The organism is Micromonospora sp. Mcm103, assembly GCF_024519755.1.
GTDB lineage: Bacteria > Actinomycetota > Actinomycetes > Mycobacteriales > Micromonosporaceae > Micromonospora > Micromonospora aurantiaca.
In genome coordinates this window covers 401,051-422,691 of sequence record NZ_JALJRJ010000002.1, presented here as the reverse complement: position 1 = coordinate 422,691, position 21,641 = coordinate 401,051, and the positions used below count along the sequence as shown (strand labels likewise).

Sequence of the window (21,641 nt, the reverse complement as noted above, 5' to 3'; positions counted from 1 at the left end):
AGCGGCGGTGCCGGTTTCGCGCGGGATCGCCAGGGGTAGCTGAGGCGCTTGATGAAACTGACCACGCACTCCTCCAGCCTGCGCCGGGCGGCGCGGAACCTGTTCGGCTGGACCACGCTGCGGCCCAACCAGCTCGCCGCCATGCGCGCCGTGATGAAGCGCCGCGACGCCCTCGTGGTGCTGCCCACCGGCGCCGGCAAGTCGGCGATCTACCAGATCCCGGCCAGCCTGATCCCCGGCCCGACGGTGGTGATCTCCCCGCTGCTGGCGTTGCAGCAGGACCAGATCGCCGCGCTCAACGAACGGCAGCGCCCGGAGCTGCGCGCGGTGCGGATCAGCTCGGACGAGAGCGCCGCCCAGCAGGCCGAGGCGATCGAGGACATCCGGGCCGGGCGCGCCGAGTTCCTGTTCATCACGCCGGAGGCGCTGAGCAACCCGGACCGGCTCGCCGAGGTCCGCGAGCTGAAGCCGGCGCTGGTGGCGATCGACGAGGCGCACTGCATCTCCGCGTGGGGCCACGACTTCCGGCCGGACTACCTTGCGCTCGGTCACCTGATCGACGGCCTGGGCCGCCCGCCGGTGGTGGCGCTCACCGCTACCGCCTCCCCGCCGGTACGCGACGACATCATCGCCCGGCTGCGGCTGCGCGAGCCGGAGGTGGTGGTCTCCGGTCTGGACCGGCCCAACCTCTTCCTGGAGGTGGCCCACTGCCCGACGGACGACTACCGGTGGCGGCGACTGATCGCGCTGCTGCGCGATGACGAGCGGCCCGGCATCATCTACGTGCCGACCCGGCGGGCGGCCGAGGAACTGGCCGAGCGGCTCACCGGCGCCGGCTTCCCGGCCGAGTTCTACCACGGCGGCATGCCCACCGCGGCCCGGCACGAGCTGCACGAGGCGTTCCTCGCCGACCGGGTGCCGATCATGGTGGCCACGTCCGCGTTCGGCATGGGCATCGACAAGCCGAACATCGCCTGGGTGGTGCACATGGCGCTGCCCGACTCGCCGGACAGCTACTTCCAGGAGATCGGCCGGGCCGGTCGCGACGGCTCGCCGGCCCGGGTGCTGCTGCTGTGGCGCTCCGAGGACGTCGGCCTCCAGCGCTACTTCAGCGGCGGCCTGCCGGACTCCAAGGAACTGACCGAACTCGCCGCGGTGCTGCGCGGAAAGGCCCGCAACCGCAAGGAGCTGCGCGAGCTGACCGGTCTCGGTCCGCGCAAGCTGGGTCAGTACCTGTCCCTGCTGGAGCAGGTCGGCGCCGCCGAGCCACGCGCCAGGCAGCGCATCGGCGCGCCCCGGTACGCCCCGGCGGCCGCCGAGTCGGGCCGGGCCGCGCTGGCCGAGGCGGAACGGCAGCAGACGGTGACCCGGTCGCGTACCGACATGATGCGCGCGTTCGCCGAGACCACCGGCTGCCGGGGCCAGGCCCTGCTGGCGTACTTCGGTGAGCAGATGACCGAGGTCTGCGGGCACTGCGACAACTGCCACGCGGGCACTAGCGTCGCCGGTGACGGCGCGGTCGGGCCGTTCCCGGTGCACAGCCAGGTCCGCCACCCGGAGTGGGGCGCCGGCCTGGTGCTCAGCTACGAGGAGGACCGGATGACGGTGCTCTTCGACGAGGTGGGCTACAAGACGCTGTCCGTGCGCGTGGTGTCCGAACAGGGCCTGCTGGAGCTGGACTAGCCTGACCCGGGCGCCGCGGGGGCGCCCGTCGACAACGACGACCACGGCGAAAGGGGCCTGATCGTGATCGAGCAGCCGGCGTACACCCGGTTCGGCGTCTCCGACGAGGAGTGGGGGCTGCTGGTGGGGCTGCCGCAGTCGGTCCTCACCGCGGCGGCCGCCGCCGAGTCCGACGGCACCCGCCGCACCATGGCGGAGAACGCCGCCGGACTGGAGACCATCGCGGCCGGCCGCGAGTCGGCCAGTCCGCTGGTCGCCGCGGTGGCCGGTGAGGTCGTCGACCGGGTGGGCGACCCGGAGACCGGCGCGGAACTGCCGGTGATCACGCCGCAGGACCCGAAGGCGATGATCGAGGACGTGCTGGCCCGGGCCGGGCAGGCGTCCGCGCTGCTCACCGCGCGGGTGGACGAGGGGCAGGCCGGGGCGTACCGGCACTGGCTGGTGGAGATCGCCGAGCAGGTGGTGGGCGCGGCCTCCACCGGCGGCATCCTGGGTCTGGGCGGCGACGCGGTGACCGATTCCGAGCGCCGTTTCCGGGACCGGCTGTCCCAGGTGCTGAACGACTGAACGGACTCCTAACAGAAGGCTCACAGATCCGTCAATGACGGACGTCACGCCCCACGGGTGTCGCTTTTCGACCCCGTGGGGCGTCCTGCTTAGAGCAGGAGTGGTGAGCCACGGGGGTCGTTGATGGACGGGAAGCTGCGACGTCAGGTGTTCGACACGGAGGCGCTGCCGCCGCCGGAGCGGTTCGGCATGTGGCTGGACATGATGGCGGGCACGCCGACGCCGCTGCGGGTGCACAGCGCGCACGCCGACGACTTCGTCGCCCGGGCCGAGTTCATCGACCTGGGCCGGATGCAGCTCATCCGCTACCGCTACCCGTCGGTGGAGTGCGTGCGCACCTCGAAGCTGATCCAGCGTTCCGACCCCGACTACTACCTGCTGGCGCTGACGCTCACCGGGACCAGCCAGGCCGACCAGGCGGGGCAGCGCGCCTGCTGCCGCCCCGGCGACCTCACCTTCTACGACTGCTCCCGCCCGCATGAGGTCAGCCACCACGCCGACACCGCCGGGCCGGCGTACGCCCGCTCGATCGTGGCGCTGATGCCGTACGACGCGCTGCCGTTGCCGCCCCGCCGGCTCGCTCCCCTGTTCGCCGGCCGGATGTCCGGCTCCGAGGGCGTCGGCGGGCTGGTCGCCGACTTCCTCATCCGGATCACCGCCCACCCCGAGCAGTACCACGCGGCCGACGCGGAGCGGCTCGGCGCCGTCGGGCTCGACCTGATCGCCACGCTGCTCGGCCGCAACCTGGTGTCCGAGGACGAGGTGCCCACCGAGGTCCGGCGCCGCGCCCTCCAGGCCCAGGTGCGCGCGTACGTGCGCCAGCACCTCGGTGACGCCTCGCTGGACCCGGGCGCGATCGCCGACGCGCACCACATCTCGGTGCGCTCGCTGCACCGGCTCTTCGAGGACGAGGAGACCACTGTGGCCGCGTACATCAGGGACGAGCGACTGGCCCGGTGCCGCCGCGACCTGGCCGACCCGGCGCTGAGCGACCGCTCGATCCAGGTCATCGCCGCCCGCTGGGGTTTCCGCGACAAGGCGCACTTCAGCCGGGTCTTCCGGGCCGCGCAGGGTGAGACACCCCAGGCGTACCGGGCTCGTCACCTGGAACCGGCACGGATCGTCAACAGCGAGGCATCCGCCGTCAACCTGTCCCGTACATACTGAAACCTGGGCTACCGCTCGCGGTGAGCCCACGGATATCGGGGGGCCGGGCGTGGCGCCCGCGGCGGTCCCGGCCGCGGGCGGCCCGCCCGGTGATGGCTCCCCGGGACCGCACCGGCGGCCGAGATTCCCGGCCCCGTCGCGCTTCCCCCCAGGACCGACGGGGCCGGTCGGCGGTCAGCCGGCCTCCTCCTCCAGCAGCGCCAGCACCGACTTCTCCACCGCCTCGCGCGGCATCTCCGGCTGCACCGGCGCCAGCACCCCGTCGTGGTAGAGGTCGACCACACGCGGGTCCACGTACGAGGTGCGGGCCACCGTCGGGGTGTTGCCGAGCAGTTCGGCCACCGAGCGCATCACCCCGGCCACGGCACGCTTGCGGGCGGTGGCGGACCGCTGCGGGCCCACGGTGGCCAGTTCGGCGGCGGCCAGCACCGTCGCGTGCCAGGTACGGAAGTCCTTCGCGGTCATCTCGCCGCCGCTGGCGTCGCGCAGGTAGTCGTTGACCTCGTCGCTGCGCACGTCACGCCAGGAGCGGCCGTCCCAGTAGCCGAACAGCCGCTCCTGGGCACGCCGGCGACGGCGCAGGTCGAACAGCACCCGGCACAGTTCGGCGTCCTCGATCCGGCGGACCTGGTCGATGCCGCCCTTGGCCGGGAACTCGAACACCACGCACCCGCCCCGGGAGCGGGCGTGCTCGGGGCGCAGCGTGGCCACCCCGAACGTCGGGTCGTCCCCGGTGGCGTACTGGTCGCTGCCGACCCGGAACGCGCCCATGTCGAGCAGCCGGGCGACGGTGGCGAGCACCCGTTCCCGGCGCAGGCCGCGCAGCGCCAGGTCGTGCGTGACCCGGTCGCGCAGCGTGGGCAGCCGGTGCGCCACCTCCAGCACGTGGTCGAACTTGGCCTCGTCGCGCTTGCGCCGCCAGCCCGGGTGGTAGAGGTACTGCTTGCGGCCCGCCGCGTCGATGCCGGTGGCCTGGATGTGGCCGTTCGGGTACGGCGAGATCCACACGTCCTGCCACGCGGGCGGGATCACCAGCTCACGCAGCCGGGTCAGCTCCCCGGCGTCGCGTACCGGCTCGCCAGCCGGGTCGAGGAACAGCCAGCCCTTGCCGCGGCGCCGGCGCGCGTACCCCGGCCGGCCCGGATCGCTACGCCGCAACCGCACCGGAGACCCGTTCCACGTCGGCCACCGCAGCCACCACCTCGTCGATCCCGATGGCATCCAATGTCGGGTGGGTTCCTACCCCGCCCGACCCGGTCGAATCCGGGTTGACGGGCGTGGGCTCGATCGCACCCAGCGCCCGGTGCCGGGGGCGGTCCGGCGGTGGACCCCAGTGTGCCGCCGGCACCGGGCCGAACAGCACCACCGAGGCGGTGCCGTAGCCGGTGGCGAGGTGCGCCACGCCGGTGTCCCCGCTGACCACCAGCCGCGCGCCCGCGACGAGCGCGGCCATCTCGGCCAGTCCGGTCCGGCCGGCCAGCACCGCCTGCGGCGGCAGCCCGGCGTCGCGGGCGACCCGCTCGGCCAGCGCCCGTTCGTCCGGCGAGCCGGTCACCGCCACCCGGTGCCCGCGCGCGGCCAGCTCCCGGGCCAGCCCGGCGAACCGGTCCGCCGGCCAGCGCTTCGCCGGGATCTTGCCGCCCGGGTGCAGCAGCGTCACCCCGGCCGGTACGCCGGCCGCCGCCGGACGCCGCAGCGCCAGGTCCCCGGGGTCGGCCGGCAGCCCGTACGCGTGCAGCAGCCGGCACCAGCGGCGGACCTCGTGCTCGTCGTCGTCCCAGGCCGGGCCGTCCGGGTGCCCGGCGCCCGGGTTGCGGTAGGCCAGCACGCGGCCGGGGCGGACGGCGGCCAGCGCCCGGTGCGACTGCGGTCCCCGGCCGTGCAGGTTGACCGCCACCTCCGGCGGCGGTCCGGTCCACCCGATCCGGTCCGGCCCGGTGGTGGGCAGCACCCGGTCGACCGCCCCGGTCAGCTCCGCCAGCGGCGCCAGCCAGGCCGGCGCGGCGAGCACCAGCTCCCGGCCCGGCAGGCCGGCGCGCAGGCCGCGCAGCGCCGGCACGGCGGTCGCCAGGTCACCGACCCCGAGCGCGCGCAGCACCAGGATCACGGGTACGAGGACTCCTGCGCGGCGCAGACCACCATCTCGCGTACCGCGCAGCCGGCCGGCTGGGACAACGCGAACATGACCGCGGCGGCGGTGTCGGCGGGCTCGTTGAGTACCGCGTCCGGGCCGGGGCGGTACTGCGCGTCCCGCTCGTCGAAGAACGCGGTCCGCATCCCGCCCGGGATCAGCAGCGTCACGCCGACCGCTCCGGCGAGTTCGGCGGCGAGCGCCCGGGTGAACCCGACCACCCCGAACTTCGCCGCGCAGTACGCCGTCGCGTCGCTGACCGCCTTCACGCCGAGCGTGGAGGCGACGGTGACGATGCTGCCCCGGGAGGCCTCCAGCCAGGGCAGCGCGGCCCGGATCACCGCGGCGGTGGCGAGCAGGTCGACGGTGACGATCCGTTCCCAGGTCTCGGCCGGGGTGTCGGCGAGCTTCCCGGGCACGTCCATGCCGGCGGCGGTGACCACGGCGTCCAGCCCGCCGGAGCGTTCCGCGAGGTCGCGGGTGGCGGCCTCGGCGGCGCGGGTGTCGGCCAGGTCGCACTCGACCCAGGGCACCCCGTCGGCGGGGCGCTGCCGGTCCAGCACCAGCGGGCGTCCGCCGGCGCGGGCCACCGCGGCGACCACCGCCGCGCCGAGCCCGCTGGAGCCGCCGGTGACCAGGACGGTCGGCCCGGCTCCGGGCGCGCCGGCGCTCACGCCGCCACCGTCGGACCGGCGGGCGTGACCGCGCCGGGTCGGATGCGTCGCTCGTTCATCGTGCTCCCTTCGCCGTGGACCGGACCTGCGCGACGGCCTCGGCCGGGTCGACCGACGCGGCCGGCCAGCCGCCGCTGCCCCGCCCGGCCCGTGCCGCCGCGATCATGTCGGTGGTCGAGCGCCCGTCGAGGTACGGCACGACCACCGTGTGGCCGCCCCAGCGGGCCAGGATCTCCGTCTCGGGCAACGTCTCCGGGCCGCCACCGCTGGCGTAGTCGCCGCCCTTGACCCAGATGTCCGGGCGCAGCCAGGACAGCGCCGCCTCCGGGGTCGGCTCGTCGAAGATCAGCACCGCGTCGACGCAGCCGAGTGCGGCGAGCAGCCGGCCCCGGTCGCCCTGCGGCACGACCGGGCGTTCCGGGCCCTTGAGCCCGGCGACGCTGGCGTCGGAGTTGAGGCAGACCACCAGGCAGTCGCCGAGTTGCCGGGCCGCCTGGAGCGTCGCCACGTGCCCGGCGTGCAGCAGGTCGAAGCAGCCGCCGGTGGCGACCACGGTGCCGCCGGCCGCGCGTACCCGGGCCACCACCTCGCCGGCCGCCCCGGCGCCGATCCGGTCCCCGCCGCCGGTGACCACCTCCGGGGCCACCGCGCGCACCGGCGCGGGCAGCGCGGCCGCGACGCCGCCGCCGGCCACGTACGCGGACGCCTCGGTGACCGCCTCCTGCACCGCCTCGGACACCAGCGCCCCACGGGCCAGGGCGAGGGTCGCGGTGGACGCGAAACGGTCGCCCGCCCCGCAGGTGTCCCCCTCGGCGGGCGGCGCCGGCACCACAAGGGGCGTGGACCCGGCGTGGCTGAGCAACGCGCCGTCCCCGCCGAGCGTCACCGCGACCGCGCGTGCCTGCCAGCGGCGGCGCAACGCGTGCGCGCTGCGGGACGCGACGGCCAGGCGGGAGCCGCCCGGCGGCGTCTTTGCCAGCTCGCGGGCCTCCGGCTCGTTCGGGGTCGCCAGGTGCACACCGGGTACGGCGGCCGGTCCGCGCGGATGCGGGTCCCAGACCACAGGTGCCCGGGTGGCGGTCAGCGCGGCGCGCAGCGCCGGATGAGCTGCCACGCCCCGGCCGTAGTCGCTGACCAGCACGGCGGACGCACCGGCGATCAGCCGCAGCACGGCGTCGCTCGGCTGCCCCGGGGTACCGGCGCTCCCGCCCCGGTCGTGGCGCAGCAGCACCCGCCCGCGCGCCCGCAGCCGGATCTTCTCCGGGGTGGCACCGGCCAGCGGAAGCGCGTACAGCCGGACCCCGGCGGCGGCGAGCAGCGTGCCCAGCCGGGCCCCGCCCGCGTCGTCGGCGACGGCGGTGACCAGCGCGACCTCGGCGCCCTGCGCGGCGGCGAAGACGGCGGCCAGCCCGGCTCCACCCGGCCGGTCGGCGGAGACGGTCTCGTCGAGCACCGGCACCGGGGAGTCCGGGCAGAGCCGGTTCACCAGACCTTCGACGTCGCGGTCCAGCAGCGTGTCACCGAGCACCACCACCGGCCCCCTCATGCCACGCCTCCCCGTCCGGCCGGCGCCGCCGGGTCCGGCTCACCGACGACGACCTCGACGCCGGCGCGTACCGGCCCGGCCGCGGGCTGGGCGGCGAGCGCGGCGGGCAGCGCCAGTTCGACGTACTCGCAGAGCACGTGCGAGGCCACCAGGTGCAGTTCCTGCACGACCTGCCCGTCCGGCGAGTCGATCGCCAGGTGTTCGTGACAGATGTCGGCGAGGGGGTTGGGTGCGGGTCCGGTGAAGGCCCAGCAGCGCATGCCGGTCTGGTGGGCGGCGCGGGCGGCGGTGAGGAGGTTGGTGCTGGTGCCGCTGGTGGACAGGAGCAGGAGGATGTCGTGGGGCCGGCCGTGGGCACGGACCTGCCGGGCGAAGGCCTCGTCGTATCCGTAGTCGTTGGCGATGGCACTGAGGGCGCTGGTTTCGGCGTGCAGGGCGATGGCGGACAGGGGCTGGCGGTCGTGGCGGAGCTTGCCGACGAGTTCGGCGGTGAGGTGCTGGGCTTCGGCGGCGCTGCCGCCGTTGCCCGCGACCAGCAGGCGGCCACCGGCAGCGAGCCGCTGCGCCAGTTCCTCACCCCAGCGGGCCAGCATCTGTTCCGCCTCCCGCAGCGGCAGCAGCGCGGCGGCCAGCAGGCTCAGGTGGTCCTCCAGCACCGTCGCGCCGGCGGCCGGCGTCCCGGCCGTCATCAGGCGACCACCCGGGTCGGGCGGCGCACCGAGGCCACCTCGCCGTACAGCTCGGTGAGGCGGTCCGCGGTGGTGGCCCAGGAGTAGCGGGTGCGGGCCCGTTCCAGCGCGGCGGTGGCGTAGGCGAAGCGGCGGATCCGGTCGCCGAGCAGGCCCCGGAGCGCCGCGCCGAGGGCGGCCGGCTCCCGGGGCGGCACCAGGTCGCCGGTGCGTCCGGCCACCACCGTGTCGATCAGCCCGCCGACCGCAGTCGCGACCACCGGTACGCCGCAGGCCATCGCCTCCAGCGGGGTGAGCCCGAACGGCTCGTACCAGGGTGCGGCCACGAGCACGTCGGCCGATCGGTACCAGCGGCCCATCTCCTCCCGGGGGACCGCGCCGACCAGCCGGACCCGGTCGGCGACGCCGAGCGAGTGGGCCAGCGCCCGCAGGCGCAGCGCGTACGGGTCGGTCTCCAGGAGTCCGGCCGGTGGCCCGCCCACGACGACGCACTCGGCGTCCGGCACCTCGGCGACGGCCCGGATGACGTCCTGGAAGCCCTTGCGCTCGACCAGGCGGCCGACGGTGAGGATGCGGGCCCGGCCGCCGTCGCGGTCGGCGACCGGGCCGAGCGGGGAGAACGTCGTGAGGTTCACCCCCGACGGCACCACTGTCATCCGGGACCGGGGCACGCCCATCCGGACCAGTTCGGCGACCTCGTCCTGGCACTGGGCGACCACCCGGTCCACCGAGCGGCCCAGCTTCCGCTCGTGCTCGACCCGGCCCGGCGGGCTGGTGTCCTGCACGCCCTGGTGGCGGCGCTTGACGGTGCCGAGCGCGTGGTACGTCTGCACCATCGGCACGCCCGCGCGGCGGGCCGCGGCGAGACCCGCCAACCCGCTCATCCAGAAGTGCGCGTGCACCACCTCGGGCTGCCAGTCGCCGGTGCGCCACCGGTCGGCCAGCCACTGCCCGAACGACGGCATGTACGGCAGCAGGTCGTCCTTGGCCACCGGTTCGGCCGGCCCGGCCGGTACGTGCACCACCTCGTACCCGTCCGGGGTGCGGACGCTCACCGGCAGGTCCACCGCGTCGAGCCGGGTGTAGACGCGCACGTCGTGACCGGCGGCCGCGAGCGCGGCGGAGAGCTCCGCGACATGCGTGTTCTGGCCACCGGCGTCCTCCCCGCCGAGGACGGCGAGCGGGCTGGCATGCTCCGAGATCATCGCGATGCGCATACTTCCTCCTCCAGCAGCCGGTCCCAGTCGGCGAGGAATCGATCCAGGCCGTAGCGGTCCCGGGCGGCGGCCCGGGCCACGGCGCCCGCCCGGCGGGCGGACTCCCTGTCGTCCAGCAGCCCACGGGCGGCGTCGACGAGCGTGTCGACGCGTGTGGACAGCGCTCCCGCGGCCGGCGGCACCGCCTCCACCGCCTCGGTGGTCGCCAGTGCCACCACGGGCATGCCCATGGTCATGGCCTCGATGAGGCTGAGGCCGAGTGAGGTCCAGCGGCACAGGTGCAGGTACGCGCGCCGTTTGGCGAGTTCGGCGTGCATGGCGTGCTGGGGTACGTCGTCGTGGCTGGTCAGCCGGTCCTCGGGCAGGCCGAGATGGGCGGCGAGACCGTCCACCTTCATCCCGTAGACGTCCAGCGGCGCCAGCGCGGCGAACCGGGCGAGCAGGTCGGTGCCGGTGACCCGCCAGCGGCGTACCGGCTCGTTGATGACCACGGCGAGGCGGTCGAGTTCCCCGGTCCACTCGACGTTCGGTGGTACGACGCCGTGGTCGACGACAGTGGTGCGGGTGGCGCCGTTGTCCCAGAACAGCTCGTTGAACGCGGTGACGTGGGTGAGCAGCAGGTCGTCGCGGTCGGCCATCGGGTGCCGGGTGTTCGGCACGTCGCCTTTCGGCGTGTTGTGCTCGACGTAGATGGCCGGCACGTCCCGCCCGGGCCGGCGGCCGAGCCACTCGGCGGCCAGGTCGAGTTCCTCGGGGCGTTGCAGGATCACCAGGTCGACGTCGGTGTCGCGCAGTTCGTCGGGGGTGACCTCGACGGCACTGTCCGGCCACGGGTAGGTGCGCGCCCGGCCCAGCCCGTACGGCCCTCGATCAGGGGTGACCGGCACCAGGTAGCGGTGCTTGCCGTGCACGAAGGAGGTCGTCCACGACCCGTGGACGTGCCACAGCAGGATGTTCATCCGGCCACCCCGCCCGACACCGGCGCCGGCACGCCGAGCAGCCGCAACGCCTCCAGCACCCGTCCCGGCTCGACAGCCGACAGGCACGGGTGACCGGGCACCGGGCAGACGGTGGCGCGGGTGTCCCGGCACGCCGCCCCCGCGTCGCCGAGCCGCACCGTCGGCACCCGGTACGGCCCCCACTGCCCGAACGGCACCGTCGGGGCGAACAGGCTCACCACCGGCACGCCGAGCGCGGCGGCCAGGTGCGCCGGACCGGTGTTGCCCACCACCAGCGCCCCGGCTCCGGCGATCACCGCCGCCAGGTCGTCCAGCCCGGTCCGCCCGCCCAGGTCCACGCCGCCCGCGGCGGCCACGCGCTCGGTCAGCTCCCGCTCGTCGGGTCCGCCGGTCACCACGACCCGGTAACCGGCCGCGCCGAGCACGCGGACCACGCGGGTGGCCAGCTCCTCCGGGCAGGCGCGGGTCTCCACCGACGAGCCGGGGTGCAGGACCACGTAGCCGGGTTCGCCGGCGTCGGCCGCGCGCGGCGGAAGCCGGTCGGTGCGGATGCGCAGCGCCGGTTCGTCGTGGCCGGGCAGCGCGAAGCCGGCGGCGGCCGCGAGGGACAGAGCACGTTCCGGTTCGGGTACGCCTGCCGGAACGCGGTGGCGGACGTCGAGCAGGCTGCCCGGGTAGTCGTCGCTGATCGCGCTGATCCGCGGTATCCCGGCCAGGCGCAGCAGCAGCGCGAGGGGCAGAGCGGACTGGTGGAAGGAGGTGAACACGACGGCCTCGTCGGCGCGTACCTCCGACAGCCGGTCGGTGAGCGCGCGCACGGCACCGGGGTCGACGGGTGGGGCGGGCGCGTCGATCCACGGCAGTGGCGCCTCGATGATCTCGTCCACGCCGGGAAGCAGGTCGGCGGCGGCCCGGCCGCGTGGCCCGCACAGCAGCACCACCCGCTGCGCTCCGGCCGCTACCGCCCGGATGCCCGGCCCGGTCACCAGCACGTCGCCCGCCGCGTCGCTGCGGACCACCAGCACCGTCCCGCGACGCGACCGGCGCGCGGGGTGCGGCGCGGCCGTCAGGCGCATCCGGGCCAGCACGATGCCCACCGCGTCCGGCAGGTCGGCGGCGACAGTGGGCGCGGCGGCGACCTCGGCGGCCCGGGTCGCCGGCGTGGGCACCATGATCGCGGCGGCGCCCGCAGCCGCGGCGGCTGCCGTGTCCGCGCCGATGTCACCGATCAGCACGCACCGGGTGGGCCTGGTGCCGAGCGCGCGGGCCGCCTCGTGGACGAGGCCGGGCGCGGGCTTGCGGCAGGCGCACCCGTCGGCTTCCGCGTGCGGGCAGATCACCCAGTGGTCGAAGGGCCCGAGCAGCTCCTCCACCCGGGCGTTGACCAGGCGCAGGTCGTGCGCGGTGAAGTACCCCCGGGCCAGGCCGGACTGGTTGGTGACCACCGCCAGCCGCAACCCGGCGGCCCGCAACCGGTCCAGCGCCTCCCGGGCGCCGGGCACCGGCCGTACCTTCTCGGGGTCGCCGTTGTACGGCACGTCCTCCACCAGCGTGCCGTCCCGGTCCAGCAGGACCGCGTCGTACAGGCCGGACGGGAACCGGTCAGCACCCGGGTCAACCCGGGCTGACCTGCACTGATCCCGCTCCTGGTCCCGTCGCACGGGCGGCGGGTTCCCGAGGCCCCGAGGAGTAAACGTCGGCGTCGGCGCCAGGCCGCCCCGCCGGTGCCGCACAGCCGGGTGCACACCTGCCACGACCGGCCCGGTCCGGCGATACCCGCCGCCCCGGAGAAGCTAACCCGGATCGCCGTTAGCGACCGCCCGCGCGGGGGTACCGCTCGGTGATGGCGGTTGTGGAGAAGGTGATCGACGCGCCCCCGGAGCAGGTCTTCGAGGTGCTCGCTGACGGGTGGACGTACAGCGACTGGGTGGTGGGCACCGCGCACGTGCGGGACGTGGACGACACGTGGCCGCGCGTCGGCAGCCAGCTGCATCACCGGGCCGGGCCGTGGCCGTTCTCGCTCCAGGACAAGTCGACGGTGCTGGAGTGCCAGGCGCCGCACCGCCTGGTCCTGCGCGCCGGGCTGTGGCCGGCCGGGGAGGCGGTCGTGGCGTTCGTGCTGGAGCCGCTCGACGACGGCAGGACCCGGGTGACGCTCGGCGAGGACTTCGCCGCCGGGCCGTTGCGGTGGATCCGGACCAAGCTCAACGACCTGGTGCTGCATCTTCGTAACCGGGAGACGCTTGCCCGGCTGTCCGACATCGCGACGCGGCAGAAGCCGGAGCGGTGATCGATCGCCGGCGGGGCGTCTGTGCGGCCGCCGTGCGAGGGACTGGCTACCCTCTCAGGTGAACCTGTCGGCTGACCGAGGATGTCCGTGATGATCGAACCCGTGCAGTTACCCTCCCCGTGGGGGGATGCGCGCCTGACCGTCGTCGTTCCGACCTACAACGAGGCGGGCAACCTCCCGGTGCTGGTCGAGCGCCTCCTCGCGCTGCCGCTGCCGGGGCTGAAGGTGCTGGTCGCCGACGACAACTCCCCGGACGGAACCGGCGAGGTCGCCGACAAGCTGGCCATCGAGCACCCGGACCGGGTGATGGTGGTGCACCGCCCGGGCAAGGAGGGCCTCGGCCGGGCGTACGTGGACGGCATCGGCCGGGCGCTCGACGACGGTGCGGACTTCGTCGCGCAGATGGACGCCGACCTGTCGCACCCGCCGGAGGCGCTGCCCGGCATGCTCGGCGCGCTGCTGTCCACCCAGGCTTCGGTGGTCATCGGCTCCCGTTACGTGCCCGGCGGTGAGCTGGACGAGAACTGGCCGCTGTACCGGCGCGCGCTCAGCGGCTGGGCGAACCTGTACGTGCACACGCTGCTGCGGGTCCGCATCCGCGACCTGACCGCCGGCTTCAAGATCTGGCGGGCGGACGCGCTGCGCGCGATCGGGCTGGACCGGGTCCAGTCGAACGGCTACAGCTTCCAGGTGGAGATGCACTATCTCGCCACCAAGCTGGGCCACACGATCCTCGAGGTGCCGATCCGCTTCGAGGAGCGCCGCGACGGCGACTCGAAGATGACCACCGCCACGAAGATCGAGAGCGCGCTGATGCCGTTCAAGCTGCGCAGCCGGCACCGCAACCTCGACTCCTGACCCGCTCTCCCGCACCTCCACCGCGCCCTCACGCTGCGTCATTGTCACCGCGCGTGAGGGCGCGGTCGTCCGGCCACATTCCCTCGTCGGCCCCTTTGCTCTGCAGCCATCGGCGCAGCACCGCCCTGAGCAGGGGCGCCTTCCGGAGCACCGTTTCGCCGGGCGCCCGGCTGCGGACACGGTGCGTGACCGATGCGTATGCGGCTGCAGAGCAAAGGCGGCGGTGCGGTCACGCCTCGTCCCGGGAAGCCCGCAGATCTTGGTGGGAAACGGCCCCCATAGGGGCACTTTCTTACCAAGATCTACCGCGACTCCCAGGATGCGGGCTGCCGATCTCGTTTTCCGGGATCGCTCGGCCCGTGGGCGGGGCAGCCGGTGGGGGCGCGGGCGGGTCAGCGGTAGATGGTGCGGTGGGCGGCGGCGATCGTGCGGGCGTACACCTCGCCGGTGACCGCCCGGTCGCGTGCGAGCGCGGCGCGTGCCGCGTTCGCCCCCGGCGCGCCGTGCACGCCACCGCCCGGGTGGGCGGAGGCGCTGGCCAGGTAGAGCCGGTCGACCGGGGTGTCGGCGCGGCCCAGGCCGGGGATCGGCCGCAGGAACAGCTGCTGGTACGCCGCGGCGGTGCCCCCGCCCAGCGCTCCCCCGACCAGGCTCGGCTCGGCGTCCTCCAGGTCGGCCGGGCCGGCCACGTGCCGCCCGACGATCGACGACCGGAACCCGGGTGCCGCCGCCTCCAGCACCTCCTCCATCCGCTCCACGTGCCCCGCCACCTCCTCGGCCCGCCAGTCGCGGCGGAACGGCAGGTGGGTGTAGGACCAGAGCGACTCGGTGCCGGGCGGTGAATGGCTCGGGTCGGCCACCGACATCTGCCCCACCAGCAGGAACGGATCCCGTGGCAGCTCGCCGCGGGCCAGCTCGGCCGCGTACGTGGTGAGCCCGTCGAGGTCGGCGCCCAGGTGCACGGTGCCGGCGCCGGCCAGGTCGCGGTTCTTCCACGGCACCGGCGCGGACAGCGCCCAGTCGACCTTGAGCGTGGAGCCGTCCCACCTGAAGTGCGCCAGGTCCTCCACCATCCGGGGCGGCAGCGCCGCCGCGCCGACCAGGTCGAGGAAGAGCGCCGGGGCGGGCACGTCGGCGAGCACCGCGCGCCGGGCCCGCCAGTCGGTGCCACCGGCGGTGCGGACGCCCATCGCCCGGCCCCGGGCGGTGAGCACCCGCTCGACCCGGGCGCCGTACGTGATCCGCCCGCCCCGCTCGACCAGCCGCGCGACGAGCGTGTCGGTGATCTTCTGGGCGCCGCCCACCGGTACCGGCCAGCCCACCTGCTGGCCGAGCATGGCGAGCAGCCAGCCGTACACCCCGGAGCCGGCGTCCTCCGGGGACAGGTCGGTGTGCAGGGCGCAGCCGGCCAGCAGCACCGTGCCGCCCTCGCCCTCGAACAGTTCCGCGCCGAGCTTGCGGACCGGCAGCACGAGGCGGCGGGCCAGGCGGAGCGCGCCGCCGACCCGGAGTTGCCGCAGCAGGCCCAGCCCGCCGCGTACCGGTGGGAACGGGGTGGTGATGGTCTGCAGCATCGGGTCGGCCACCTGGCACCAGTCGGCGTACGCGTGCCGCCAGCGCTCCCCGTCGCCGGGGGCGAACGCCTCCAGCGAGGCGGCGGTGGTGTCCAGGTCGCGGTTGACCACTGCGGCGCGGCCGTCCGGGAGCAGGTGCGCCAGCACGTCCGGCGCGTGCGTCCAGGACAGGCCGTGCCGTTCCAGGTCCAGCCCGTCGAGCACCGGGGAGGCGTAGCCGAGCGGGTAGAAGGAGCTGTAGAGGTCGCTGAGGTAACCGGGCGCGGTCACGTACGCGGAGCGCACGGCTCCGCCGGGCGCCTCGGTGGCCTCCAGGACCTCGACGTCCCAGCCGGCGTCCACCAGCAGGTTCGCGGCCACCAGCCCGTTGTGCCCGGCCCCGATGACGACGGCGTCTGCGGTGGAGGTCATCGGATCCGGCTACCCGGCCGGTCACCGGGCGAAACGCGTTTGTCCCGCCCAGGCCGGGGCAAGCACGGCCGCATGTACACGGTTGCGCAGCTCATTGGTGGGGTGTGGGGCGCCGGCGGCGAGGGCGGCGAGCTGGTCGTCCACGATCCGGCGGACGGGTCGCCGGTGACGCGGACGCCCGTCGCGACGGCCGACGAGGTGGCCAAGGCGGTGGAGGCGGCCCGGGGCGTGGCGGCGGAGTGGGCGGCGACCGCACCGGCGGAACGGGCCGCGGCGCTGCACCGGGCGGCGGACGCGGTCGAGGCGGCGGCCGGCGAGCTGGCCGAGGCGACCACGGCGGAGATGGGCAAGCCGCTCGACGACGCGCGCGGCGGGGTGGCGGCGGGCGTCGGCACCCTCCGACAGTACGCCGAACTGGCCCCCGTCCGGGGCGGCCGGACGCTGCACGGCGCGCACGACGCGCTGGACTTCATGGCCCCCGAGCCGCGCGGCGTGGTCGCCGCGATCACCCCGTGGAACGACCCGGTGGCGGTGTCCTGCGGCCTGCTCGGCGCCGCGCTGGTCACCGGCAACGTGGTGGTCTACAAGCCGAGCGAGCGGACCCCCGCCACCGGCTGGCTGCTGGCCCGCGCGCTGGACTCGGCGCTGCCGGCCGGGGTGCTGTCGCTTCTCACCGGCGGTGGCGAGGTGGGCGCCGCGCTGGCCGGGCAGGAACTGGACGTGATCGCCCACGTCGGCTCCACTGCCACCGGCCGGGCGATCGCCGCCGCGGGCGCGCGTACCGGGGCGAAGGTGCTGCTGGAGAACGGTGGCAGCGACCCGCTCGTGGTGGACGCGGACGTCGACCCGGTCTGGGCGGCCGACCAGGCGGCGCTCGGGTGCTTCGCCAACGCCGGTCAGATCTGCGTGGCGGTGGAACGGATCTACGCGCACCGCGACGTCGCCGAAGGCTTCCTGGACGCGCTCGTGGCGCGCGCCGAGGCGCTCACCGTGGGCCCCGGCCGTGACCCGGGCACGCAGCTCGCGCCGCTGGTGGACCGGCGGCACCGGGACCACGTGCACGGGCAGGTCACCGCCGCGCTCGCCGACGGCGCCCGGGTACGCGCCGGCGGCGTGCTGCCGGACGGGCCGGGCGCGTTCTACCCGGCGACGGTGATCGAGGGCTGCCGGCACGACATGGCGCTGGTTCGTGAGGAGACGTTCGGGCCGGTCGCCCCGGTGGTGGTGGTCGACTCGTTCAGCGAGGGACTGCGCTGCGCGGCCGACTCCCCGTACGGCCTGGCCGCCACCGTGCTGACCGGCTCGATGAGCCACGCCCAGCGCGCCTGGCGGGAACTGCCGGTCGGCACCGTGAAGATCAATTCGGTGTTCGGCGGGGCGCCCGGCGGCGCGGCCCAGCCGCGCCGGGGCAGCGGCCAGGGCTTCGGGTACGGCCCGGAACTGCTGGACGAGTTCAGCACCGTGAAGGCGGTGCACCTGGAGGCGCCGGGCGGCGGCCACTGGTGAGACGGCACGACACGAGCCCGGGACCGAGGCGGTCCCGGGCTCGACGCGTACCCCCAGGGGTCAGCGACCCCCGCGGGCCTTGCGGGTCGCGTTGTTGTTCGCCTTCTCGATCGCCTCGACCAGTTCCGGCTTGGTCATCCGGGACCGGCCGCGCACGTCCAGTTTCTTCGCCACCTCCATGAGGTGATCCTTGCTGGCGTTGGCGTCCACCCCACCGGCCGTCGGCGCGCGCCGCGCCGGGCCGCCGCCTTCGGCCTGCTTGTCGCTGGGCCCCTTGCGGCCCTTGGGCTCCCAGTGGTCGCCCACCTTCTCGAACTCGTGTTTGACCGCGGCGAAGGCGGTGCGGTGCGCCCGCTCCCCCTCGCCGTACGTCTCGACTGCCGAGTCGTGCGTCTTCTCCCAGGTCCGCTGCGCCTTCGCCGGCGAGCGCCGCAGCGTGCTGGGCAGTACCTCGCGCCCGGGCATCTCGTCCTCCTGGAGTCTCGATCGGCTGTCTGGTGTGGTTCCCGCCCGCCCGGCGGGCAAACCGGCACCCGGTTTGTCGATTTCCCGCCGGGGGTACCGCCCGGCCACGCCCGACGGCGGGGCCTGGAGGAGGCGGACATGACCGTGACGACACCACAGACGGTCGGCGGCCGGACGCGGTCCCGCTTCCCCCGCCGGATCCGCCAGCTCAACTGGCGCACCTGGCGCGGTGTGCTGGTGCGCAGCGGCAAGGGTTTCGTCACCGACAACTGCGCCGACTGGGCCGCGGCGCTCACCTACTACGGCGTGCTGGCCCTGTTCCCGTCCACGATCGTGGTGGTGGCGCTGGTCGGTCTGGTCTCCGACGGCCCGCGCACCGTCGACACCGTGATCGACCTGGCCCGGGAGATCGGCGCCGGCTCGGTGGTCGGCAACGACGCGTTCGTGGGTGTGGTGCGCAACGTGGTCGAGCAGCAGGGCTCGGCGAAGGTGCTGCTCAGCTTCGGTCTGCTCGGTGCGCTCTGGTCCGCGTCCGGGTTCATCGGCGCGTTCACCCGCGCCTCCAACGCGATCTACGGGGTGCGGGAGGGCCGGCCGTTCTACCGGCTGCGCCCGTTGCAGATCGGCATGGCCGCGGTGACGATCGTGCTGCTCGCGGTGGTGGCCACCGGGCTGATCGTCAGCGGCCCGGTCACCGACGCGGTGGGTGACCTGCTGCACGCCGGGGCGGTGGCCCGCACCACCTGGTCGGTGGCGAAGTGGCCGCTGCTCGCCGTGGTCGCGATGACGCTGCTGTCGCTGCTGTTCTGGATCGCGCCGAACGTCCGCCAGCCGCGGTTCCGCTGGCTCACCCCGGGCGGCGCGCTGGCACTCGTGGCCTGGGTGCTCGCGTCCTTCGGCTTCGGCCTGTACGTGGCGAACTTCGGCTCGTACGACGTCACGTACGGCAGTCTCGGCGCGGTCATCGCGTTCCTGGTGTGGCTCTACCTGTCCAACTGCGCGTTGATGCTCGGCGTTCAGGTGAACGCCGAGCTGCAACGCGGGCGGGCGATGCAGGCCGGGGTCGAGGAGCCGGACGACCCGGTGCTGCCGCCCCGTGCCCCGGCCGACGACGAGAAGACGGACGGGGAGAAGACGGCCGACCGGTTGCCGCCCGGATGACCGGCTCTCCCGGGCGGCGCCGGTTTACCGGCGGTCCCCCGGGGCATCTCCCAAGGCATGGAACGTGGCAGCAGCAAGCACTCGCCCAGGGTCGACGACCAGATGAGCAGCGAGGTCAGCGGTCTCGTCCAGAGCGCCGGCACCGGCGGTTCGCGGGCCGAGGAGTTCCGGATCCCGGAGCCGGCCGGCGAGGACCAGCCGGAGGCCACCACCGCGCCGGCCGGGGAGCTGCGCAGCGGCACGCCGCAGGGCATGAGCTCCGAGGACGTCGAGGCGCGCAGCCGTCTGGGGCGGTTCATCACGATGACCGCCCTGCCCGGTGACCGGGAGGCGCTGCTGGCGAACGCGCGGGAGAACGAGGCGCCGACGGACATCGTCGCCGCCCTGGAGACCCTGCCCGCGGGCGCCCACTACCAGACGATCTCCGAGGTGTGGGCCGCACTCGGGCACAGGAACGAGACGACGCGCTGGTGAGCGGGCCGGCCCACGGCCCGTACGAGACACACACCGGCGGAACAGGAGGAACCCCGACATGAGTGGCGTTACCGAGCACGTGGACGTGGACGTCCCGATCCGGACCGCGTACGACCAGTGGACCCAGTTCGAGGAGTTCCCGCACTTCATGGACGGCGTGCAGGAGGTGCGGCAGGTCTCCGACACGATGACCCACTGGACCGTCGAGATCGCGGGCGTGAAGCGCGAGTTCGACGCCGAGATCACCGAGCAGCTGCCGGACGAGCGGGTGGCCTGGCGCTCCACCGGGGGCACCCAGCAGGCGGGCGTGGTGACCTTCCACCGGCTCGACGAGGGGCACACCCGGGTCACGCTGCAGATGGAGTTCGAGCCGCACGGCGTGGTCGAGCAGGCCGGCGACAAGCTGGGCGTGGTCGACCGGCGCGCCAAGGGCGACCTGGAGCGGTTCAAGCAGTTCATCGAGCGGCGCGGTCAGGAGACCGGCGCCTGGCGCGGCGCCGTCGACCGCCCCACCCCCTGAGCCACCTCCCCCGTACCCGAGTCTGGATGGCCGCCGGCGGTGCCGGCGGCCATCGCCGTGTCCGGCCGTTTGCGATCATCCGGTCCGGGTACCGCAGGGGAATGACCGACAACGACCGCCACGTGTGGCGCGACGAGGACCGCACTCCCCTGCACGAGCTGGACCAGGCCATCGCCCGGTCGGCCACGGACGGCCAGGGCGACGACGTCACCGCCAACGACGCCGGCGAGGAGGCCGCGTTCGGCCACGGCCCGGAGGCGGTGGACCGGGGCGCCGGCCCGGAGGCCGAGCGGCGTGAGATGACCGATGCGGACCGGGCCTACCGGCCGTCGACGATCGGGCGGACCGGCCCGGACGGCGGGTGATCCCGGGCGGCTGCGGACGCCCCGTGCCGGTGCCCGCGGCCGCCGGATTCATGCTCGGCCGAAACGACAGAAAGTGCGGTACGGACGGCCGGGAAAACGGACAGCCCATCTAGAATCGGCCGAACGGCTGACGGCACTCCCCCTGATGCGCGCAAGACTTTCGGGATGCAACAGGGCTCCGGTTTCCTCTCCAACCGTCAGCGCAAGCTCGCGTGGCTGGGCTTCCTGCTCGCCGCGATCCAGGCTCCGGTCTCCGCCCGGTTCACCGAGGACAGCTCCTGGCTGTTCAGCCTGGTGGTGGCGCTGATGGTCGCGACCGTGATCATCGCCGACGACGGTGCCCGTCGCCGCCCGGCCGAAGCACGCTCCTCCGACTGAGTCAGCGCGTGCCGGGGCGCGCCTCGTGCCCCGGCATCCCCCGGCTGCGGCGGCGCTCCTTCATCTCCGCCTCGTAGAGGTGCCGCCGGCCCTCGACCAGCTCGTCGCGGGCCTGCCGGTCCAGCTCCCGGAAGAGCGCGTAGTAGCCGTCGTCGAAGTCCTCGACGATCTGGAACGTCCACCGCCCGGCGATGACGTTGCGGCCGAGCAGTTCCCTGTCGATCCGCTCGGCGAGCGCCGGGTGACCGGCGGCGCGGAACATCTCCACCGCGTCGTCGAGCATCAGGTCGGCGTGCCCGATGAGCTGGTGCAGCTCGTACAGGTGGCCGCGGGCCCGCTCGACACACTCCAGGGCCTCGCTGAGCTTGCCCAGCGCCTCGACCGTGGCGTCACTCACTCCTTCCGGGCGCCGGTGTGCCCGGTCCGGTCCGTCGGCCCGCTGTCCCATCGTGTCCCTCCGTGACCCCGATCGTGTGCTCTGCGTAGCGGACTTCTGCCCCCGCACGGGCGACTCAATCCCGCCGGACGACACGACGGCTCCCCCGGACGACCCGGGCATCCCCCGCTCGGCCGAGGCCGGCCCCCGGCGGGCGGCGTTAGCCTCGGACACCATGCGCGTGCCGAACAACCGGGTCGCGACCCGCCGCTCCGCGGCCGTGGCCGCGCGGACGACCCTCACCTCGCTGATCGCCGCCGTCGGCACCGCCGGCCTCGCCGCGGCCCACGCGAACCCCGGGCTGCTCGCCGAGGTCGACCAGCACGCCGCCGGGGTACGCGACACCCTCGACGGCGACCGCCGCCCGCTCACCGTGGCGGCGCTCGCCGGGTACGCCGAGGGGCTGCGCGACGCGGCGGCCGAGCACGGCTGGACGCCGCCGGCCGAGCCCGACTGGTCCGCGCCCGACTGGACGCTCACCCGCCTGCTCGCGGTGTGCCTGCTGACCCGTGGACTGGACCCGCGCCACCTCGCCTGACCCGGACACGGCTACGGGGTGCCCGCGATCAC

The 21,641-nt window shown here is 74.8% G+C and carries 23 protein-coding genes; 12 read left to right on the top strand and 11 right to left on the bottom strand.

From position 1 onward, the window contains the following. The first annotated feature begins 51 nt into the window (after positions 1–51). The 3 genes from OC439_RS04530 (at position 52) to OC439_RS04520 (ending at position 3,417) form a co-directional block, all read left to right on the top strand. The gene (locus tag OC439_RS04530) at positions 52–1,683 is read left to right on the top strand and encodes a RecQ family ATP-dependent DNA helicase (protein ID WP_262012335.1); all 1,632 of its coding nucleotides are present in this window, start codon (positions 52–54) and stop codon (positions 1,681–1,683) included. Between the two features lie 63 nt (positions 1,684–1,746). Next, positions 1,747–2,250 (top strand): hypothetical protein, encoded by a 504-nt coding sequence (locus tag OC439_RS04525; protein ID WP_135239346.1) that lies wholly within the window; start codon positions 1,747–1,749, stop codon positions 2,248–2,250. Between the two features lie 123 nt (positions 2,251–2,373). Beyond that, positions 2,374–3,417 (top strand): helix-turn-helix domain-containing protein, encoded by a 1,044-nt coding sequence (locus tag OC439_RS04520; RefSeq protein WP_262012334.1) that lies wholly within the window; start codon positions 2,374–2,376, stop codon positions 3,415–3,417. A 174-nt stretch (positions 3,418–3,591) separates the two neighbouring features. Here the strand turns inward: OC439_RS04520 and OC439_RS04515 are convergent, their stop codons facing one another. From OC439_RS04515 to OC439_RS04480, 8 genes are read right to left on the bottom strand one after another with little or no spacing between them, the layout of a single operon-like run. Further along, entirely contained in the window at positions 3,592–4,581 is a 990-nt protein-coding gene (locus tag OC439_RS04515; RefSeq protein WP_262012333.1) for a DNA topoisomerase IB, read from the bottom strand. Next, positions 4,565–5,524 (bottom strand): glycosyltransferase family 9 protein, encoded by a 960-nt coding sequence (locus OC439_RS04510; protein ID WP_262012332.1) that lies wholly within the window; start codon positions 5,522–5,524, stop codon positions 4,565–4,567. Before OC439_RS04510 ends, OC439_RS04515 begins: the two co-directional genes overlap by 17 nt. Beyond that, positions 5,521–6,222, bottom strand: a complete 702-nt coding sequence (locus tag OC439_RS04505) for an SDR family oxidoreductase (RefSeq protein ID WP_262012331.1) — start codon at positions 6,220–6,222, stop codon at positions 5,521–5,523. Before OC439_RS04505 ends, OC439_RS04510 begins: the two co-directional genes overlap by 4 nt. Positions 6,223–6,277: 55 nt before the next feature. Beyond that, a complete protein-coding gene (locus tag OC439_RS04500) occupies positions 6,278–7,768 on the bottom strand; it encodes a PfkB family carbohydrate kinase (protein WP_262012330.1) in 1,491 nt (496 codons plus the stop codon). Next, entirely contained in the window at positions 7,765–8,457 is a 693-nt protein-coding gene (locus OC439_RS04495; RefSeq protein ID WP_262012329.1) for an SIS domain-containing protein, read from the bottom strand. The genes OC439_RS04500 and OC439_RS04495 overlap by 4 nt, the downstream gene beginning before the upstream one ends. After that, positions 8,457–9,674 (bottom strand): glycosyltransferase, encoded by a 1,218-nt coding sequence (locus OC439_RS04490; RefSeq protein WP_262012328.1) that lies wholly within the window; start codon positions 9,672–9,674, stop codon positions 8,457–8,459. The genes OC439_RS04495 and OC439_RS04490 overlap by 1 nt, the downstream gene beginning before the upstream one ends. Continuing rightward, positions 9,659–10,633 carry a glycosyltransferase gene (locus OC439_RS04485; RefSeq protein WP_262012327.1) on the bottom strand — a complete coding sequence of 325 codons (975 nt, stop codon included), beginning with the start codon at positions 10,631–10,633 and terminating at the stop codon, positions 9,659–9,661. The genes OC439_RS04490 and OC439_RS04485 overlap by 16 nt, the downstream gene beginning before the upstream one ends. Continuing rightward, positions 10,630–12,294, bottom strand: coding sequence for an HAD-IIIA family hydrolase (locus OC439_RS04480; protein WP_410054886.1), 1,665 nt, complete (start codon positions 12,292–12,294; stop codon positions 10,630–10,632). Before OC439_RS04480 ends, OC439_RS04485 begins: the two co-directional genes overlap by 4 nt. Before the next feature lie 182 nt (positions 12,295–12,476). On the opposite strand from OC439_RS04480, the gene OC439_RS04475 reads away from it, so the two are divergent. Next, positions 12,477–12,923, top strand: coding sequence for an SRPBCC family protein (locus OC439_RS04475; RefSeq protein ID WP_262012326.1), 447 nt, complete (start codon positions 12,477–12,479; stop codon positions 12,921–12,923). Positions 12,924–13,013: 90 nt separating this feature from the next. Continuing rightward, positions 13,014–13,781, top strand: a complete 768-nt coding sequence (locus OC439_RS04470) for a polyprenol monophosphomannose synthase (protein WP_194801004.1) — start codon at positions 13,014–13,016, stop codon at positions 13,779–13,781. A 392-nt stretch (positions 13,782–14,173) separates the two neighbouring features. Here the strand turns inward: OC439_RS04470 and OC439_RS04465 are convergent, their stop codons facing one another. Continuing rightward, complete coding sequence (locus OC439_RS04465; RefSeq protein WP_262012325.1) at positions 14,174–15,766, bottom strand: phytoene desaturase family protein; 1,593 nt, start codon at positions 15,764–15,766, stop codon at positions 14,174–14,176. A 72-nt stretch (positions 15,767–15,838) separates the two neighbouring features. Here OC439_RS04465 and OC439_RS04460 point away from each other — a divergent pair, with 72 nt between their 5' ends. Next, a complete protein-coding gene (locus tag OC439_RS04460) occupies positions 15,839–17,272 on the top strand; it encodes an aldehyde dehydrogenase family protein (protein WP_262012324.1) in 1,434 nt (477 codons plus the stop codon). 60 nt (positions 17,273–17,332) lie between these two features. On the opposite strand, the gene OC439_RS04455 is transcribed toward OC439_RS04460, so the two are convergent. Next, the gene (locus OC439_RS04455) at positions 17,333–17,737 is read right to left on the bottom strand and encodes a ChaB family protein (RefSeq protein ID WP_262012323.1); all 405 of its coding nucleotides are present in this window, start codon (positions 17,735–17,737) and stop codon (positions 17,333–17,335) included. Positions 17,738–17,875: 138 nt separating this feature from the next. On the opposite strand from OC439_RS04455, the gene OC439_RS04450 reads away from it, so the two are divergent. From OC439_RS04450 to OC439_RS04430, 5 genes are all read left to right on the top strand, one after another. Continuing rightward, a complete protein-coding gene (locus OC439_RS04450; RefSeq protein ID WP_262012322.1) occupies positions 17,876–18,898 on the top strand; it encodes a YihY/virulence factor BrkB family protein in 1,023 nt (340 codons plus the stop codon). A gap of 57 nt (positions 18,899–18,955) precedes the next feature. Next, entirely contained in the window at positions 18,956–19,372 is a 417-nt protein-coding gene (locus OC439_RS04445) for a DUF2795 domain-containing protein (RefSeq protein WP_194800999.1), read from the top strand. Positions 19,373–19,430: 58 nt separating this feature from the next. Next, a complete protein-coding gene (locus OC439_RS04440; protein WP_262012321.1) occupies positions 19,431–19,892 on the top strand; it encodes an SRPBCC family protein in 462 nt (153 codons plus the stop codon). 101 nt (positions 19,893–19,993) lie between these two features. After that, a complete protein-coding gene (locus tag OC439_RS04435; RefSeq protein ID WP_262012320.1) occupies positions 19,994–20,257 on the top strand; it encodes a hypothetical protein in 264 nt (87 codons plus the stop codon). A gap of 165 nt (positions 20,258–20,422) precedes the next feature. Next, complete coding sequence (locus OC439_RS04430) at positions 20,423–20,635, top strand: hypothetical protein (protein ID WP_018784964.1); 213 nt, start codon at positions 20,423–20,425, stop codon at positions 20,633–20,635. A 1-nt stretch (position 20,636) separates the two neighbouring features. On the opposite strand, the gene OC439_RS04425 is transcribed toward OC439_RS04430, so the two are convergent. Beyond that, positions 20,637–21,083 (bottom strand): hypothetical protein, encoded by a 447-nt coding sequence (locus OC439_RS04425; protein ID WP_013285386.1) that lies wholly within the window; start codon positions 21,081–21,083, stop codon positions 20,637–20,639. A gap of 163 nt (positions 21,084–21,246) precedes the next feature. On the opposite strand from OC439_RS04425, the gene OC439_RS04420 reads away from it, so the two are divergent. Continuing rightward, on the top strand, positions 21,247–21,609 hold the full coding sequence (locus tag OC439_RS04420; RefSeq protein WP_262012319.1) for a DUF6401 family natural product biosynthesis protein: 363 nt from the start codon (positions 21,247–21,249) through the stop codon (positions 21,607–21,609). The last annotated feature ends 32 nt before the right edge of the window (positions 21,610–21,641 follow it).

What these genes read in the sequence shown, in the direction of transcription:
- OC439_RS04530 (WP_262012335.1), top strand. Translation starts at nt 52, where the DNA reads ATGAAACTGACCACGCACTCCTCCAGCCTGCGCCGGGCGGCGCGGAAC.
- OC439_RS04520 (WP_262012334.1), top strand. Translation starts at nt 2,374, where the DNA reads ATGGACGGGAAGCTGCGACGTCAGGTGTTCGACACGGAGGCGCTGCCG.
- OC439_RS04500 (WP_262012330.1), bottom strand. Translation starts at nt 7,768, where the DNA reads ATGAGGGGGCCGGTGGTGGTGCTCGGTGACACGCTGCTGGACCGCGAC.
- OC439_RS04495 (WP_262012329.1), bottom strand. Translation starts at nt 8,457, where the DNA reads ATGACGGCCGGGACGCCGGCCGCCGGCGCGACGGTGCTGGAGGACCAC.
- OC439_RS04490 (WP_262012328.1), bottom strand. Translation starts at nt 9,674, where the DNA reads ATGCGCATCGCGATGATCTCGGAGCATGCCAGCCCGCTCGCCGTCCTC.
- OC439_RS04485 (WP_262012327.1), bottom strand. Translation starts at nt 10,633, where the DNA reads ATGAACATCCTGCTGTGGCACGTCCACGGGTCGTGGACGACCTCCTTC.
- OC439_RS04475 (WP_262012326.1), top strand. Translation starts at nt 12,477, where the DNA reads ATGGCGGTTGTGGAGAAGGTGATCGACGCGCCCCCGGAGCAGGTCTTC.
- OC439_RS04470 (WP_194801004.1), top strand. Translation starts at nt 13,014, where the DNA reads ATGATCGAACCCGTGCAGTTACCCTCCCCGTGGGGGGATGCGCGCCTG.
- OC439_RS04465 (WP_262012325.1), bottom strand. Translation starts at nt 15,766, where the DNA reads ATGACCTCCACCGCAGACGCCGTCGTCATCGGGGCCGGGCACAACGGG.
- OC439_RS04460 (WP_262012324.1), top strand. Translation starts at nt 15,839, where the DNA reads ATGTACACGGTTGCGCAGCTCATTGGTGGGGTGTGGGGCGCCGGCGGC.
- OC439_RS04455 (WP_262012323.1), bottom strand. Translation starts at nt 17,737, where the DNA reads ATGCCCGGGCGCGAGGTACTGCCCAGCACGCTGCGGCGCTCGCCGGCG.
- OC439_RS04450 (WP_262012322.1), top strand. Translation starts at nt 17,876, where the DNA reads ATGACCGTGACGACACCACAGACGGTCGGCGGCCGGACGCGGTCCCGC.
- OC439_RS04445 (WP_194800999.1), top strand. Translation starts at nt 18,956, where the DNA reads ATGGAACGTGGCAGCAGCAAGCACTCGCCCAGGGTCGACGACCAGATG.
- OC439_RS04440 (WP_262012321.1), top strand. Translation starts at nt 19,431, where the DNA reads ATGAGTGGCGTTACCGAGCACGTGGACGTGGACGTCCCGATCCGGACC.
- OC439_RS04435 (WP_262012320.1), top strand. Translation starts at nt 19,994, where the DNA reads ATGACCGACAACGACCGCCACGTGTGGCGCGACGAGGACCGCACTCCC.
- OC439_RS04430 (WP_018784964.1), top strand. Translation starts at nt 20,423, where the DNA reads ATGCAACAGGGCTCCGGTTTCCTCTCCAACCGTCAGCGCAAGCTCGCG.
- OC439_RS04425 (WP_013285386.1), bottom strand. Translation starts at nt 21,083, where the DNA reads ATGGGACAGCGGGCCGACGGACCGGACCGGGCACACCGGCGCCCGGAA.
- OC439_RS04420 (WP_262012319.1), top strand. Translation starts at nt 21,247, where the DNA reads ATGCGCGTGCCGAACAACCGGGTCGCGACCCGCCGCTCCGCGGCCGTG.